Origin of the sequence: Serratia sp. AS12 (assembly GCF_000214195.1) — a bacterium.
In the GTDB taxonomy this organism is placed as follows: domain Bacteria; phylum Pseudomonadota; class Gammaproteobacteria; order Enterobacterales; family Enterobacteriaceae; genus Serratia; species Serratia plymuthica.
Genome location: NC_015566.1, coordinates 3324004 through 3338025, shown reverse-complemented (window position 1 = coordinate 3338025; position 14022 = coordinate 3324004). Strand labels below are relative to the sequence as shown.

Sequence of the window (14022 nt, the reverse complement as noted above, 5' to 3'; positions counted from 1 at the left end):
TTTATGCGGCGGTGGCGGCGCTTTTCGTCGCGTGGGCCAGCGCGCCTTCACGCACCCAGGCGCCGTCGTCCCAGGCGCGGCGCTTGGCCTGCAGGCGTTCGTGGTTGCATTGTCCGCGTCCCTTGATCACCTCGTGCAACTCGCTCCAGTCGATAGCGCCGAAGCGGTAGTGACCGGCAGCGTCGTCCCAGGCCAACTCGGCATCGGGTGCGGTCATGCCCAGCGCTTCCAACTGCGGCACGGTGTTGTCGACAAATTTCTGCCGCAGCTCGTCGTTGCTGTGGCGCTTGATCTTCCACGCCATGCTTTGCGCGCTGTGCGGTGAGTCGGTGTCGCTTGGGCCGAACATCATCAGCACCGGCCACCAAAAGCGATTAATGGCGTCCTGCAGCATGGCTTTTTGCTGCTCGCTGCCGTTAGCCATCGCCATCACCGCTTCGTAACCCTGGCGCTGGTGGAAGCTTTCTTCTTTGCAGATTTTCACCATCGCCCGTGCATAGGGGCCGTAAGAGGCACGGCACAGCGCCACCTGATTGACGATGGCTGCGCCGTCGACCAGCCAGCCAATCACCCCGATATCCGCCCAGTTGAGCGTCGGGTAGTTGAAGATGGAGGAATACTTCATCTTGCCGTCGAGCATTTTTTGGTAGATCTCCTGGCGCGAGCAGCCCAGGGTTTCGGCGGCGCTGTACAGGTACAGACCGTGTCCGGCTTCGTCCTGTACCTTGGCCAGCAACACCGCCTTGCGGCGCAGGGTCGGTGCCCGCGTCAGCCAGTTGGCTTCCGGCAACATGCCGACCACTTCGGAATGGGCGTGTTGGCCAATCTGGCGGATCAGGTTTTGGCGATAGGCGTCCGGCATCCAGTCTTTGGCTTCGATGGCGGTATCCGCCGCAATCTTGGCGTCGAAGTGCTGCTGATATTGCGCGTCAGTTGTCATGCTTGCCTCTTGATGATTCGTATTTTTCACATTGAACATAAAAATGTGAATCACGTTTTATCACCTTAAGGCTACAAACTGATAACAAAAAAATCAAAGGTCCTGTATGTGGTTTTGCGATGCCACTCACAATGATGTTCATTAATTAATTGTTTTATATGCTTTTATAAAATCAGTTCGAGCGTGTTTTCGATGTGTTTGGCTCGCGCTGCGGTCATGTTGTTTGGCTTTTGTTAAATTTTGAACGGGCACAAACTGGACAATATGTGATACGTAATTAAGCTATCTAGTGTAAATTTATGAATTCCGGAGATGTACATGCAGCAGTTACACAGTTACCTTTCTGGCGGCTGGGTGTTCGGCCAAGGGCAAGCCCGCGAAATCCATCACGCCATTACCGGCGAACCGCTGTATCAGGTTTGTTCCGACGGCTTGTCGCTGGCCGCCAGCCTGGACTATGCGCGCAATAAAGGCGGCAGGGCGCTGGCGCAGATGACATTCCAGCAGCGCGCGCAAATGATGAAGGCAGTGGCTAAACACCTGCTGGCGCACAAAGAGGCGTTGTATGAGATTTCATACCAGACCGGCGCCACGCGCAGCGACGGCTGGGTGGACATCGAAGGCGGCATCGCGACGCTGTTCGCCTATGCCGGCATGGCGGGACGTGAACTGCCGGACGATACCCTGTGGCCGGAGGACGAGCCGATTTCATTATCCAAACAGGCGCAGTTCGCCGCTCGCCACGTGCTGACCTCGCGGCCGGGCGTGGCGCTGCATATCAACGCCTTTAACTTCCCCTGCTGGGGGATGCTGGAAAAACTGGCGCCGACCTGGCTGGCGGGCATGCCGGCCATCATTAAACCGGCGACGGCCACCGCGCAGCTGACACAGGCGATGGTCAGGTTGATTATCGACAGCGGGCTGGTGCCGGAGGGGGCTTTGCAGTTGGTGTGCGGCGGTATCGGCGACATGTTCGATCACCTGGATTATCAGGACGCTGTGACCTTCACCGGCTCGGCGCAGACTGGTCAACACCTGCGTGCACATCCGCGCCTGTTGGCAAAATCTATCGCTTTCACTATGGAGGCCGATTCGCTTAACTGCTGCGTGCTGGGGGAGGACGTCACGCCGCAAATGCCGGAGTTCGCGCTGTTCATCAAGGAGGTGTGCCGTGAAATGACCGCCAAGGCCGGGCAGAAATGCACAGCTATCCGGCGGATTATCGTGCCGGCGAAGCGGGTGGTTGAGGTGCAACAGGCGCTACTGCAACGGCTGGCCGGGGTAACGGTGGGCGATCCCAAACTGGAGCAGGTGCGCATGGGGGCGCTGGTCAGCCGCGAGCAGCGCGATGATGTGCAGCAAAAGGTGGAATTCCTGCTGCACCACGGCTGCGAACCGCTGTGCGGTGCGGCGCTCAATAAGCTGGAACTGGTCGGTGAAGGGGCGCAGAACGGCGCGTTTTATCCGGCCACGCTGCTGTATTGCCCCGATCCGTTTTCGCATCAGGCGGTACATGGCACCGAGGCTTTCGGGCCGGTGGCGACGCTGATGCCGTATCAACAGACCGAGCAGGCGATTGAACTGGCGCTGTTGGGCCAGGGCAGCCTGGTGGGGTCATTGGTGACTGCCGATGAGGCGTTGGCAACGCGCTTTATCCGCGCCACCGCCTGTGCCCACGGCCGTATGCTGATCCTGGATCGCCACGCGGCCGTGGAATCCACCGGCCACGGTTCACCGCTGCCGATGCTGATGCACGGCGGGCCAGGGCGCGCCGGTGGGGGCGAGGAGTTGGGTGGGTTGCGTGCGGTGAAGCACTATATGCAACGCACCGCCATCCAGGGCAGCCCGGCGATGCTGGCGGCGATTGGCCGCGAGTGGGTGCGCGGGGCGACGGTGATTGAGGATCCGGTTCATCCGTTCCGCAAATACTTTGAGCAGCTGCAACTGGGCGAAAGCCTGCTGACTGCCCGCCGCACCGTGACCGAATCCGATATCGTGAATTTTGCCTGCTTGAGCGGCGATCATTTCTACGCCCACATGGACAAGATCGGCGCCGCCGAATCGCTGTTTGGCGAGCGGGTAGCGCACGGCTATTTTGTGGTTTCAGCCGCCGCCGGGCTGTTTGTCGACCCGGGTGTGGGGCCGGTGATCGCCAACTATGGCATGGAAAACCTGCGCTTTATCGAACCGGTGAAAATCGGCGATACGCTCCAGGTACGCCTGACCTGCAAAAAGAAAATCCGCAAGCCGCAGAAAACCGCAGAGGATCGCCCGCATGGGGTAGTGGTGTGGGATGTTCAGGTGTTGAATCAGCATCAGCAGGCGGTGGCGCTGTACAGCATTTTGACGCTGGTGGCGTGCCAGGAGGGCGACGTTGGGGCGGTAAGCTGACCGGCAACAGATTGCCGGTCATGTATCACCGTGGGACTGGGTTAAACCGCCGCGCTATTGCAGACGATGCGGTTTTTACCCTCTTTTTTGGCCTGATACAGCGCGCTGTCCGCCATATTGATAAAACCAATTGGCGTGTCGTTGTACATATGCGGCACTTTGGCGCAGATGCCAATGCTGAGGGTGATAACGTCGTGCGGATTCCCCTGATGCGGTATCTTCAGTTCACGCACCGCCTGCATCACGCGTTCGGCGAAAATCAGCGCCCCCTGAGCGTCGGTGTCCGGCAATATGATGCTCATTTCTTCGCCGCCATAGCGGGCCATGATGTCATTGCTGCGGCTGGCCAGCCCCTTGAGCATTTGTCCGATCTGCTGCAAGCATTGGTCGCCGGCGACGTGGCCGTAGATATCGTTGAACTGTTTGAAATAGTCGATATCCAGCATCAGCAGCGCCACGCTGCGGTAGTTTCGCGCCGCGCGCGCCAGTTCGTTCTTTAAGGCGATATCAAATTGGCGGCGATTGGCCAGCCCGGTCAGGCCATCCAGCAACGCCAGCTCTTCAAGCCGCAGGTTGATGCTGGTGAGCTGATCGCGGGTGCGCATCAGTTCGGCTTCTGTGCGTACGCTATGGTTTATCTGCCGCATCAACACCAGCCCCAGCGCCAACAGAATGGCCAGCAGCGTGGCGCCTCCGGCCACAAACAGGCCGGAATCGTTGCGCCAGTCGGCCAGCGCGTCTTCCTTCGACAGTCCGGCGGTGATCACCAACGGATAGCGGCTGACCCTTGAATAGCCGTAAATCCTTTCCACCTTGTCGTACAGCGAGGTGATGGTGGCATTGCCGAATTCGGAATGTGGCAGAATTTCGCGGAACAAGACGCCCTGAGAAATATTTTTGCCGATCGACGCGGCGGAATAAGGGCGGCGGTAGAGGATGGTGCCATCCGCCAGCAGCAGGCTGAGCGCGGCATCGCTGTTAAGCGCAAAGGTGTCGTAAAATTGGCGGAAATAATCGACGTACAGCGTCGCCAGCACCACGCCGGCAAAACTGCCGTCCGGGTGATTTAAACGGCGTGACACCGGAATGATCAAATCGCCGGTTGAACGGCTGCGCACCACCTTGCCGATATAAATCGCGTTGCTGTTGTGCTCGAGGTGGTATTTGAAATACTCGCGATCAGCATTGTTGGCGCCCTGCACGAACTTTCCTGAAGAGGTGACTATCCAGCTGCCGTGCGCATCATAAATAAACAGGCCATGCAACTGAGGCAGATTGCCGACCTGTCCTTGCATCAACTTTTGCAGCCGCAATTGCTGCGGTTGGCCCAGCCCGTCGGTTTGAATGCGTTCGGTCAGATCGGACAGCGTACTGTCTACTTGCAAGAAAGTGTCATCGGCATGTTGCGCCAGAGAGCGTGCCAGATTGGCGGATTCATATTCGGCGCTTTTCAGATCGCGCTGATGCGCATTCCAAATTTGCCAGACGTTAAACAGAATCAGCGTGGCGGCAACGATGATGACAAACACGCCAGCCTGAAATAATAACGGGGAATTTTTACCGCTGTGCGGCAGATCGGCATCCTGCGGTTGCTGCTGTGTCATGTAACCCTTTTTATTATGTGATTTTTAAATAAAGTTAAGAACTATCTTACATCTTATTCGTTAATTCTGCTGACCACTACTCCCTTAAACAAGTTACCCTCGGCAGATGTTACAATTCGTCCAAAACCGCCCGGAAACCAGAGGATCGCAAGTGTGTCTGACACCATCATTATTACTTTACTGACGCTGGCGGTGTATTACCCGGTCACGTTGGGCGTGCTGGCGGTGATGATATTTTTTGCCTGGCGGCGGCGTAAATCGCCTTACTGGCGTTTGGGGCTGGTGCTGCTGGCGGGGCTGTTTATCCTGTTCGCCATGGCAGCCTACGACTGGCATCACTATAGCTGATTGCCGAAGGCGCGGTGTCCGCCAGAGGCCGCGGGCACCGCGATGGCGTGGGATTATTCAACGTTAATCATCCAATTGACGCCAAATTGGTCGGTCAGCATGCCAAACCCCTTGGCCCAAAAAGTGGGCCCATAAGGCAGGGTTACCTGTCCGCCCTGCGACAGCTTTTCAAACAGTTCACGCCCTTGTTCCACGTCTTTTGGGTTGAGCGACAGGGAAAATCCTTTATGTGACGCGTCGGCGCCATCCTGCGGGCAGCCGTCGGAGGCCATCAGCGCGCTTTCACCAATCAGCAACCTTGCATGCATGATGGATTCCGGATCGGCATCCTGTGGGCCACCTTGTTTTGCTTCCTCGGGCATCTCCTTGTAACGCATGATCATTTCAATTTTACCGCCCAGTTGCTGGGCGTAGAAATTCACCGCTTGCTCGCAATTACCGTTAAAAAATAAATAGGGTTGAATCAACATGACATTGACCTCGGTTATGGCCCGTCAGGCTGTAAACCGGCCCGTGGGCGGGGATAAATAATTTCGCCGGGCAACTATTGCCGCAGGTGACTTACAAGTGTAGTGCGATTCGCGGTGAATGCCCGGTGGACGATCACGCTCTGGCGCTTTGGTACGCGGCCAAACAGATTGAGCGAAAAAGTGGGATGATTCATCCCAATTTGGACAGATTATCTGAGTGGTCAGGCTTCCTATACTCATTGCAACTTTCACTAACGGAGTCATGGTCATGAGTAAGCAATCTTTGAATGGAAAAGTGGTGTTGATCGCCGGTGGCGCGAAGAACCTGGGCGGCCTGGTAGCACGCGATTTGGCGGCCAACGGCGCGGCGGCCATAGTGGTGCATTACAACAGCGACGCGACCCGTGCGGCGGCGGAAGAAACCCTGGCTGCAGTGAAAGCGACGGGGGCGCAGGCGATAGCGGTGCAGGGCGATCTGACCCGGCCAGCCAACGTGGCGCATCTGTTTGAGGAAGGGATCAAGGCGTTCGGTAAGGTGGATATTGCGATCAATACCGCCGGTCTGGTGATCAAAAAGCCGATCGCCGAGGTGACTGAGGCGGATTACGACACCAGTTTTGACGTCAATGCCAAAGCGGCATTCTTTTTCATTCAGCAAGCAGGCAAACACCTGGCGGACAATGGCCGTATCGTGACCATCGTCAGTTCGCTGCTGGCGGCCTATACGCCGTTTTATGCGGTATACCCCGGCAGTAAGGCACCGGTGGAACACTTTACTCGCGCGGCTTCCAAGGAGTTTGGCGAGCGTGGCATCAGCGTGAACGCCATCGGCCCCGGCCCGATGGATACGCCGTTCTTCTACGGGCAGGAAAGCAAGGACGCGGTGGAATACCATAGCGGTGCCGCCGCGTTGAGCAAGTTCTCGAAAACCGGCCTGACCGATATTGAGGATATCGCGCCTATCGTCAAGTTTTTGGTCACCGACGGCTGGTGGATCACCGGGCAGACGTTGTTCGCCAACGGTGGCTATACTACCCGTTAATATCAATTTGCTGCGGCAAACCGCCGCAGCTATTTTTCAGGATGCACAGCCGGTGGATAAGATAGGGAGATTACGGGTTTTTATCCAGGTTGCCGAGGTGGGCAGTTTTATCCGCGCTTCACATATCCTGCTGATGCCAAAAACCACGGTGTCGGCGGCGATCCAACAGTTGGAACATGAAATGGGCGCGCGCCTGTTTCATCGCACTACCCGCAAGGTACAGTTGACCAGCGACGGCGAACTGCTGCTCGACAAAGCGCGCAGCCTGCTGTTCGACGTGAACGCGCTGGACGCGCTGTTTCAGCAGAAAAACGGGCCGATAGGCGGCCGCTTGACGGTCGATGTACCCAGCCGCATTGCCCGGCGAATAATCGTGCCGGCGCTGCCTGATTTTTTCCTGCAATACCCCGATATTCAACTCTTCCTTAGCGCCAGCGACCGCTCGATCGATTTGATTCAGGAGGGGGTAGACTGCGTGGTGCGTGTCGGCAGCCTCAGTGACAGTAGCCTGGTCAGCCAGCCACTTGGTCGTTTGAGCATGATCAACTGCGCCAGCCCGGATTATTTGCGGCGCTACGGGACGCCGGAGCATACCGATCAACTGGACGATCACTGGGTGGTGGGGTACGCGCAGCCCAATCTGGCGGGCGCGGAGACCTGGCAGTGGGAGCAGGGTGGGCAATCGGTTGAAAAAACGCTGCGTAGCCGGGTGACGGTCAACAATGCGGAAAATTATATCGGCTGCTGTCTGGAAGGGTTGGGAATGATTCAGAACCCGCGGTTTGATCTACAGCATCATCTGGATGACGGCAGCCTGCGAGAGATTTTGCCGCAAGCCCGGCCATCGGCGATGAGCATTGCGTTGCTTTACCCCCACCGACGTCAACGTTCGGCGCGTTTCACGGCGTTTGCCGAGTGGTTCAGCTGCTTAATCAAGCCGTTTTGCGAAAGTTGAATCGGGGCGCGAGATTACATCAGCAACTGCGCGGCAGACCCATCCCAGAAGGCGGCAAAGGTGTAGATGACAGCCAGTATCAGCATGAATGGCGTATTGTTCATTGCCTATCTCCAGCGGAAATATTCACTTCAAGTATAGCCCGCGGAAATGACAGTCAGATGAATTTGATTATTTTTTATACAGGTAAATTCAGACAGACGGAAATGTGTAAACTGCTGATATTTGACTATAGTAACAGTGTGAAGCTGCGTATTTGTCGCGAATCACCCTGTATCGCGCTGCCGGTAACGGCAAGCATAGGGAAACATAGGTGTGAATTTTTCGGCTATGTTAACTTAAGGATATGAAATGTCAGTTAAAAATGACGTTAAAGACAATGTGGAACAGCTGTGTGGCAGTGCAAAATCTGCCGCATGTGAAGTGCGGGCCGGTTTGAAAGACGTTGCCGGTCACTCCTGTTCTTACATTAAGGACAACCCCTGGGCTGGGGTTGGCGCCGGCGCCGTTGTGGGCCTGGTGATAGGTTTTCTTTTAGGCAAAAAGTAAATAGGGAGAGTAAAAATGGGCATCATTTCCTGGATCATTTTTGGTTTAATCGCCGGTATCCTGGCTAAATGGATCATGCCGGGCAAGGACGGCGGTGGCTTTATCGTGACTGTTATCCTCGGGGTCATCGGTGCGGTAGTTGGCGGCTATATCAGTACCTTCTTCGGTATGGGTCGCGTAGATGGCTTTAACCTGGGCAGCTTCGTTGTCGCAATAATCGGTGCCCTGGTGGTACTTTTTGTCTACAGAAAGGTCAGAAGCTAGTCAGATGCTGATCAACAGGGTCGCTGCGGCGACCCTTTTTCGTTAAATCATAGCGGTCGCGCGGCCTGGGTCGGCGGCCAGAAGGGGATGACCATGGGTCTGTTTGATAACGTATTGGGCAGTATTCTGGGTGGCGGAGCTAACGGTGGCAAAGGCCTGGATTACGTCGCTATCATGCAATGGGTCGAGCAGCAAGGCGGCCTGCAGGCGATTTTGGACAAGTTCCGCCAGGGGCAATTCGGCGATGTGGTCGGCTCATGGTTGGGCAACGGTGAAAACCAGCCGATCAGTGGCGATCACGTTCAGCAGGCGCTGGGCAGCGATGCCATCAACCAGTTGGCCGAAAAGCTGGGGATCGATCCTGCTCAGGCTTCCAGCACCATCGCGCAGTTCCTGCCGTCGGTGACTGACGCCGCATCGCCAAATGGCGAAGTGCAGCAGGACAGCGACGAACTGGGCGATATGGTCGGTAAGCTGTTCAAATAACGCTTAGGCCCCCGGCATCGGGTCGGGGGCCTTGTTTAGCCTAATGCCTTCAATGCCCTCCAACGCTTTCAGCAAATAATCTACCCATGCCCGCACTTTGCCGGGAATAAACCGCGCGGCGGGATAAACGGCATGCAGCGCCATCGGCGGATAGTGCCAGGCAGGCAATACCTGTACCAGCGTGCCTGCCGCCAATTGCCGGCCAATCAGCGGCCGTTGCGCACCACCGATGCCCAAACCATACTCGATGGCGGCCAGCAGCGAGAAGGTGTTGTTGGCGCGGAATACCGGCCGCACATTCACCATCTCGGCGCCCTGAGGGCCGATTAACGTCAGCGCATCGCCGTCGCTAAGGCCGCTGTAGCGAATATGCGCATGGACCGCCAGCGCGGGCGGCGTTTGCGGTGTGCCATGCGCCGCCAGATAAGCCGGCGAGGCCACGAGAATGCGCTGTAATTCCCCCAACCGCCGTGCCACCGTACCCGGCGCGCTCAGTTCGCCAAAGCGAATCGCTACGTCAATGCTCTCGCCGATGACATCCGCCCGACGATCGTCCAGCAGTAACTCAATATTCAGCTCCGGATGGCGCTGTTGAAAGGCAATCGCCAGCGGCGTCAGATGCTGCTGGCCGAACCCCGTGGGGGCATGAATGCGTAAGTTTCCTTGCAACCGCTGGTTCAGGCCGTGCAGCGCCTCTTCCGCTTCGTCTACCGCCGCTAAAATCGGTTTGATTTGCCGGTAATAACCACCGCCGGCATCGGTCAGGGAGACGGCGCGGGTGCTGCGAAACAGCAATTGCGTACCCAATTGCTGTTCCAGCCCTGCGATCTGCTGGCTGACCGCCGGTTGCGTTAACCCCAGATCGCGGGCCGCCGCCGAGAGGCTGCCCAGCTCCGCTACGCGGACAAAAGTCTTCATGGCGCTCAGCTTGTCCATCGATGCTCCATTTATAGGGTTTGCTTATAAGTGTTAGTTAAAAATAGCGTCTACCGCAAGCTTTGCTAATCGATCACAGTAGGTGCATCCATACATGGCAGGAGAGAGAGCATGCAAAGCGGCAAACTGGCGCTGGTGGTCGGCGCTAATGGTGTCATCGGCCATAAACTGATTGAGGAACTGGTCGTGCAGGGTTGGCAAGTGGTCGGCCTGTCGCGGCGCGGTGGCGTGGACCGGCCGCAAGTGCGTTATCTGGCGGTTGATCTGCTGGATGCACAGGCGACGCGCGACGCGCTGCAACCTCTAACGCAGGTCAGCCACATTTTCTACGCCGCTTATCAGGACGCGCCGGACTGGGCGGGGCTGGTGGCACCGAATCTGGCGATGTTGACGAACGTGGTAGACGCGGTGGAGCCGGTAGCGCAAGGGCTGGAGCACATCAGCCTGATGCAGGGCTACAAGGTTTATGGTGCGCATCTGGGGCCATTTAAAACCCCGGCGCGTGAAAGTGACGCCGGGCATATGCCACCGGAGTTCAACGTGGATCAGCAAAACCACCTTGAACGGCGACAGCAGGGCAAACGCTGGCGCTGGAGCGCGATTCGCCCCAGCGTGGTCGGCGGGTTTTCGCTCGGCAATCCAATGAACCTGGCGCTGACCATTGCCGTTTATGCCTCAATCAGCAAGGCGCTGGGGCTGCCGCTGCGTTTTCCCGGCAAACCGGTGGCTTACCACAGCCTGTTGGAAATGACCGATGCCGGCCTGCTGGCGCAGGCTACGCTGTGGGCGGCGACCGAGCCTGCAGCGGCCAATCAGGCGTTTAACATCAATAATGGCGATCTGTTCCGTTGGAGCGAGATGTGGCCGAAAATTGCCGATTATTTTGGTCTGGAGACGGCGCCGCCACTGCCGATGCCGCTGGAACAGATGATGGCGGATAAAACCGCGTTGTGGGAGACCCTCGCGCAGCAGCATGATTTGGCGGTGACTGATTACCATGCGGTGACCGGCTGGCGCTTTGCCGATTTTGTTTTCTCGTGGGACTACGACATGTTTGCCGACGGCAGCAAGGCGAGGCGCTTTGGTTTCATCCAATTTGTCGAAACCGAAACGATGTTCTTCACGCTGTTTGACGAGTTTCGGCGCAGAAGGATTATTCCCTAGCGCCTGCTGGCGGGGCGGGCGCTTTTTATGGCACTCTTTGGCTGCCGCCCGGTCGGGCGGCCAGAGAGGCCGTCAGCCCGACCGGCCTGGGGGATGATGAGGAAATAAACGTGACAGGGATTACCGCCATACTGACGCTTTTGCTGGCGCTGGTGACCATTGCGCCACTCTCAAAGCATACAGCCTGGTGGATTCGGGTATGGGATTTTCCACGCCTGCAAATACTGGCGCTGTCATTATCGGTGTTACTGCTTAACCTGCTTTTTCTGCCCCTGCCCTCGTCGTTGGTGTGGGGCATGATAGCGGTGAACCTGGCCTGTGTAGTGTATCAGGGGGTATGGATCTTCCCTTATACCCGACTGAGCAAGCCCCAGGTAGTGGATTTTACCGGCTACCAACACAAGCCGCGTTTGCGCCTTCTGGTGTGCAATGTGTTAACCCCCAATCGGCAGGCGGATAAACTGCTGGCGCTGGTGGCGACCGAACGGCCGGACGTACTGGTGGTGGTGGAAACCGACAGTTGGTGGGAGCAGCGGCTGGCGCCGCTGGAACAGGATTATCCTCACAGTTTGAAATGCCCGCAGGATAATCTTTACGGCATGCATGTTTATTCGCGGCTGAAACTCAGCGATGCGGAAATTCAGTACCTGGTGGATAAAGAGATTCCGTCGATGCACATGATGGTGCATTTGCCGCAAGGGCCGCAGGTGCGCCTGCACTGCGTGCACCCGATGCCGCCAAGTCCCACCGAGAATGACGAGTCGGAAGATCGTGACGCCGAACTGGTCATGGTGGGCAAAAGTGTTGCCAAATCGAGGTTCCCGGCGATTGTGACCGGCGATCTGAACGATGTGGCTTGGTCGACCACCACCCGCTTGTTCCTCAAAGTCAGCGGCCTGTTGGATCCGCGTCGCGGCCGCGGCATGTTCAGCACTTTCCATGCCGGCTATCCGTTCTTGCGCTGGCCGCTGGATCATGTGTTTCACAGCGATGATTTTGTGCTCGGCACGCTGCGTCGTTTAACCCACGTCGGTTCGGATCACTTCCCGATTTTGGTGGAACTGGTGTACGCGCCGAAGCAGGGGGCTGAACAGGAAAGCCTGGAGAAAGATAGCGAAGATGAGGCGTTGGCGCAGGAAAAACTGGCCAACACCGGTTCTTCGCCAGAGGACGTGCATACGCCGGGCACCTGAAATATCACCCCGCGGCGTCAGCTGCGGGGTGTCTCTCTTTAGAGGGTCAGCATAATCTTGCCGATATGCACGCTGGACTCCATCAACGCATGTGCAGCGGCCGCTTGTTCCAGCGGGAACGTTTTGAATATCTGCGGTTTTAACGCGCCACGCTCCAGCAGTGGCCACACCTTTTGCTGCAAATCAGCGGCAATTTGCGCTTTATCTTCCACGCTGCGCGCGCGCAGGGTAGAGCCGGTGTGAGTCAGACGTTTGAGCAGCAGCGGCATCAGGTTCAGTTCTTTGACCACGCCGTTCTGGGTGCCGATTTGCACAATGCGTCCATCCATCGCCGCCGCCTGGTAGTTCTTCGCCACGTAATCCCCGGCGATCAGATCGACAATCACGTCTGCACCCTTGCCGTTGGTCGCGTGTTTGGTCTGCTCGACGAAGTCTTCGCTACGGTAGTTAATCGCTACGTCGGCGCCCAGCGCCAGGCTGGCCTGACGTTTTTCCTCGGAGCCGACGGTGGTGATCACGTGGGCGCAGAACGCTTTCGCCAGCAGAGTGGCGACGGTACCAATGCCTGACGTGCCACCGTGGATCAGTACGGTTTCACCGGCCTTTAGATGCCCGCGTTGGAAGACATTGACCCAGACGGTAAAGAAGGTCTCAGGGATGGCTGCCGCCTCCGTCAGGCTCATGCCCTGAGGCACCGGCAGCGCATTGCTCTCATGCACTTTGCAGTATTCGGCGTAGCCGCCGCCGGCAATCAGGGCGCATACGAGATCGCCGATGGCATAATTTTTCACCCCAACGCCGATGGCAACCACTTCACCGGCTATTTCGAGACCGGGAATATCCGACGCACCGGGCGGCGGCGCGTATTGGCCACGGCGTTGCATAACGTCGGGCCGGTTAACCCCGGCGGCGGCGACCTTCACTAAAATCTCACTTTGTTGCAGCGTCGGCAATGGCCGCTCGGCGACAACCAGCACCTCCGGTTCGCCCGGTTGGCTGATCTCGATCGCTTTCATGGTGTTGGGCAGTGGCGGGTTTACTGACATGGTCATTCTCCTCCGATTGGCGTTCAGGCACAGTGAACAGTGTAGATAAGCGCCTGCTGTCATTCATATTTTATCTTACAGAAATGCCGACAGGAGAATGTGGATCATTGGGCGGTTTTTAGGGGGCAGAGGAGGGGAGCCGCCGCAGGGGCGGCATGGTATCAGTCGTTTGGCGGAATGCGGAAGCCTTTGAGTGAGACGATGAAGTGCTCTTTCCCTTTGGAGATCTTGGCGCCTTTATCACACCACAGACTGGCGAGCTGGAAAAAATCGTCGCTGTCGATGTCATAAGCCAGTTCGATTTTCTTGGCTGTTCCATAACGGATCAGCTTTTCTGCTTCCTGATGGTTGGTTGCTTTAATGGTGGTCATAACGAAATCCTTGGTGTAAGCCAGTTCGGATAATCGTGGACCATGATATGGCTGAATTGTGACAATTTTGTGATGGAAGCATGACAGTGAACGGTTGTGCGGCCTGGAGCATAACCCAGAGGTTATGCTCCCCCTGTTCTGTCAACGATCGTGCGGACGAATCAGCGTGCTTTTCTTCTGTGATTTAAAGTGTTTGTACAGCGCATATCCTGCAATGCCGGCCAAAACCGCCAGTAAAGACATATATTCTGTCGCCATGAGAC

16 protein-coding genes are annotated in these 14022 nt (G+C 57.0%); 9 read left to right on the top strand and 7 right to left on the bottom strand.

Translation table 11 applies throughout. The features are described from left to right. Position 1 precedes the first annotated feature (1 nt). Positions 2 to 940, bottom strand: coding sequence for a 1,2-phenylacetyl-CoA epoxidase subunit PaaA (paaA, locus tag SERAS12_RS15675; protein WP_013813571.1), 939 nt, complete (start codon positions 938 to 940; stop codon positions 2 to 4). 318 nt (positions 941 to 1258) lie between these two features. Between paaA and paaZ the strand changes: the two genes are divergently transcribed. Next, positions 1259 to 3331: a phenylacetic acid degradation bifunctional protein PaaZ gene (gene paaZ / locus SERAS12_RS15670; protein WP_013813570.1), complete on the top strand. Its 2073-nt coding sequence runs from the start codon at positions 1259 to 1261 to the stop codon at positions 3329 to 3331. 41 nt (positions 3332 to 3372) lie between these two features. Here paaZ and SERAS12_RS15665 read toward each other — a convergent pair whose 3' ends face one another. Next, entirely contained in the window at positions 3373 to 4935 is a 1563-nt protein-coding gene (locus SERAS12_RS15665) for a GGDEF domain-containing protein (RefSeq protein ID WP_013813569.1), read from the bottom strand. Between the two features lie 153 nt (positions 4936 to 5088). On the opposite strand from SERAS12_RS15665, the gene SERAS12_RS15660 reads away from it, so the two are divergent. Then, the gene (locus tag SERAS12_RS15660; protein ID WP_013813568.1) at positions 5089 to 5283 is read left to right on the top strand and encodes a hypothetical protein; all 195 of its coding nucleotides are present in this window, start codon (positions 5089 to 5091) and stop codon (positions 5281 to 5283) included. A 53-nt stretch (positions 5284 to 5336) separates the two neighbouring features. Here the strand turns inward: SERAS12_RS15660 and SERAS12_RS15655 are convergent, their stop codons facing one another. After that, entirely contained in the window at positions 5337 to 5753 is a 417-nt protein-coding gene (locus SERAS12_RS15655) for a VOC family protein (RefSeq protein WP_013813567.1), read from the bottom strand. A 268-nt stretch (positions 5754 to 6021) separates the two neighbouring features. Here SERAS12_RS15655 and SERAS12_RS15650 point away from each other — a divergent pair, with 268 nt between their 5' ends. The 5 genes from SERAS12_RS15650 to SERAS12_RS15630 all read left to right on the top strand — a co-directional run bounded on the left by SERAS12_RS15650 (position 6022) and on the right by SERAS12_RS15630 (position 9049). Next, positions 6022 to 6795 carry an SDR family oxidoreductase gene (locus tag SERAS12_RS15650; RefSeq protein ID WP_013813566.1) on the top strand — a complete coding sequence of 258 codons (774 nt, stop codon included), beginning with the start codon at positions 6022 to 6024 and terminating at the stop codon, positions 6793 to 6795. A gap of 52 nt (positions 6796 to 6847) precedes the next feature. Beyond that, on the top strand, positions 6848 to 7750 hold the full coding sequence (locus SERAS12_RS15645) for a LysR family transcriptional regulator (RefSeq protein ID WP_013813565.1): 903 nt from the start codon (positions 6848 to 6850) through the stop codon (positions 7748 to 7750). Positions 7751 to 8101: 351 nt separating this feature from the next. Further along, positions 8102 to 8299, top strand: coding sequence for a DUF883 family protein (locus SERAS12_RS15640; RefSeq protein ID WP_013813564.1), 198 nt, complete (start codon positions 8102 to 8104; stop codon positions 8297 to 8299). 15 nt (positions 8300 to 8314) lie between these two features. After that, positions 8315 to 8563, top strand: a complete 249-nt coding sequence (locus tag SERAS12_RS15635; protein WP_013813563.1) for a GlsB/YeaQ/YmgE family stress response membrane protein — start codon at positions 8315 to 8317, stop codon at positions 8561 to 8563. A gap of 93 nt (positions 8564 to 8656) precedes the next feature. Continuing rightward, positions 8657 to 9049: a YidB family protein gene (locus tag SERAS12_RS15630; RefSeq protein WP_013813562.1), complete on the top strand. Its 393-nt coding sequence runs from the start codon at positions 8657 to 8659 to the stop codon at positions 9047 to 9049. A 3-nt stretch (positions 9050 to 9052) separates the two neighbouring features. Here SERAS12_RS15630 and SERAS12_RS15625 read toward each other — a convergent pair whose 3' ends face one another. Beyond that, positions 9053 to 9985 (bottom strand): LysR family transcriptional regulator, encoded by a 933-nt coding sequence (locus SERAS12_RS15625; RefSeq protein WP_013813561.1) that lies wholly within the window; start codon positions 9983 to 9985, stop codon positions 9053 to 9055. 111 nt (positions 9986 to 10096) lie between these two features. Between SERAS12_RS15625 and SERAS12_RS15620 the strand changes: the two genes are divergently transcribed. Both SERAS12_RS15620 and SERAS12_RS15615 read left to right on the top strand, forming a co-directional pair. Then, a complete protein-coding gene (locus SERAS12_RS15620; protein ID WP_013813560.1) occupies positions 10097 to 11149 on the top strand; it encodes an SDR family oxidoreductase in 1053 nt (350 codons plus the stop codon). Between the two features lie 110 nt (positions 11150 to 11259). Further along, the gene (locus tag SERAS12_RS15615; RefSeq protein WP_013813559.1) at positions 11260 to 12342 is read left to right on the top strand and encodes an endonuclease/exonuclease/phosphatase family protein; all 1083 of its coding nucleotides are present in this window, start codon (positions 11260 to 11262) and stop codon (positions 12340 to 12342) included. A gap of 38 nt (positions 12343 to 12380) precedes the next feature. Here the strand turns inward: SERAS12_RS15615 and SERAS12_RS15610 are convergent, their stop codons facing one another. From SERAS12_RS15610 to SERAS12_RS26515, 3 genes are all read right to left on the bottom strand, one after another. Next, a complete protein-coding gene (locus tag SERAS12_RS15610; RefSeq protein WP_013813558.1) occupies positions 12381 to 13388 on the bottom strand; it encodes an NAD(P)H-quinone oxidoreductase in 1008 nt (335 codons plus the stop codon). Between the two features lie 161 nt (positions 13389 to 13549). Continuing rightward, on the bottom strand, positions 13550 to 13759 hold the full coding sequence (locus SERAS12_RS15605) for a hypothetical protein (RefSeq protein ID WP_006319262.1): 210 nt from the start codon (positions 13757 to 13759) through the stop codon (positions 13550 to 13552). A 141-nt stretch (positions 13760 to 13900) separates the two neighbouring features. Beyond that, positions 13901 to 14017, bottom strand: a complete 117-nt coding sequence (locus tag SERAS12_RS26515; protein ID WP_006326216.1) for a FeoB-associated Cys-rich membrane protein — start codon at positions 14015 to 14017, stop codon at positions 13901 to 13903. Positions 14018 to 14022: the final 5 nt, after the last annotated feature.

Coding starts and splice junctions, on each gene's coding strand:
- paaA (WP_013813571.1), bottom strand. CDS start 940: ATGACAACTGACGCGCAATATCAGCAGCACTTCGACGCCAAGATTGCG.
- paaZ (WP_013813570.1), top strand. CDS start 1,259: ATGCAGCAGTTACACAGTTACCTTTCTGGCGGCTGGGTGTTCGGCCAA.
- SERAS12_RS15665 (WP_013813569.1), bottom strand. CDS start 4,935: ATGACACAGCAGCAACCGCAGGATGCCGATCTGCCGCACAGCGGTAAA.
- SERAS12_RS15655 (WP_013813567.1), bottom strand. CDS start 5,753: ATGTTGATTCAACCCTATTTATTTTTTAACGGTAATTGCGAGCAAGCG.
- SERAS12_RS15650 (WP_013813566.1), top strand. CDS start 6,022: ATGAGTAAGCAATCTTTGAATGGAAAAGTGGTGTTGATCGCCGGTGGC.
- SERAS12_RS15640 (WP_013813564.1), top strand. CDS start 8,102: ATGTCAGTTAAAAATGACGTTAAAGACAATGTGGAACAGCTGTGTGGC.
- SERAS12_RS15635 (WP_013813563.1), top strand. CDS start 8,315: ATGGGCATCATTTCCTGGATCATTTTTGGTTTAATCGCCGGTATCCTG.
- SERAS12_RS15630 (WP_013813562.1), top strand. CDS start 8,657: ATGGGTCTGTTTGATAACGTATTGGGCAGTATTCTGGGTGGCGGAGCT.
- SERAS12_RS15625 (WP_013813561.1), bottom strand. CDS start 9,985: ATGGACAAGCTGAGCGCCATGAAGACTTTTGTCCGCGTAGCGGAGCTG.
- SERAS12_RS15620 (WP_013813560.1), top strand. CDS start 10,097: ATGCAAAGCGGCAAACTGGCGCTGGTGGTCGGCGCTAATGGTGTCATC.
- SERAS12_RS15610 (WP_013813558.1), bottom strand. CDS start 13,388: ATGTCAGTAAACCCGCCACTGCCCAACACCATGAAAGCGATCGAGATC.
- SERAS12_RS15605 (WP_006319262.1), bottom strand. CDS start 13,759: ATGACCACCATTAAAGCAACCAACCATCAGGAAGCAGAAAAGCTGATC.
- SERAS12_RS26515 (WP_006326216.1), bottom strand. CDS start 14,017: ATGGCGACAGAATATATGTCTTTACTGGCGGTTTTGGCCGGCATTGCA.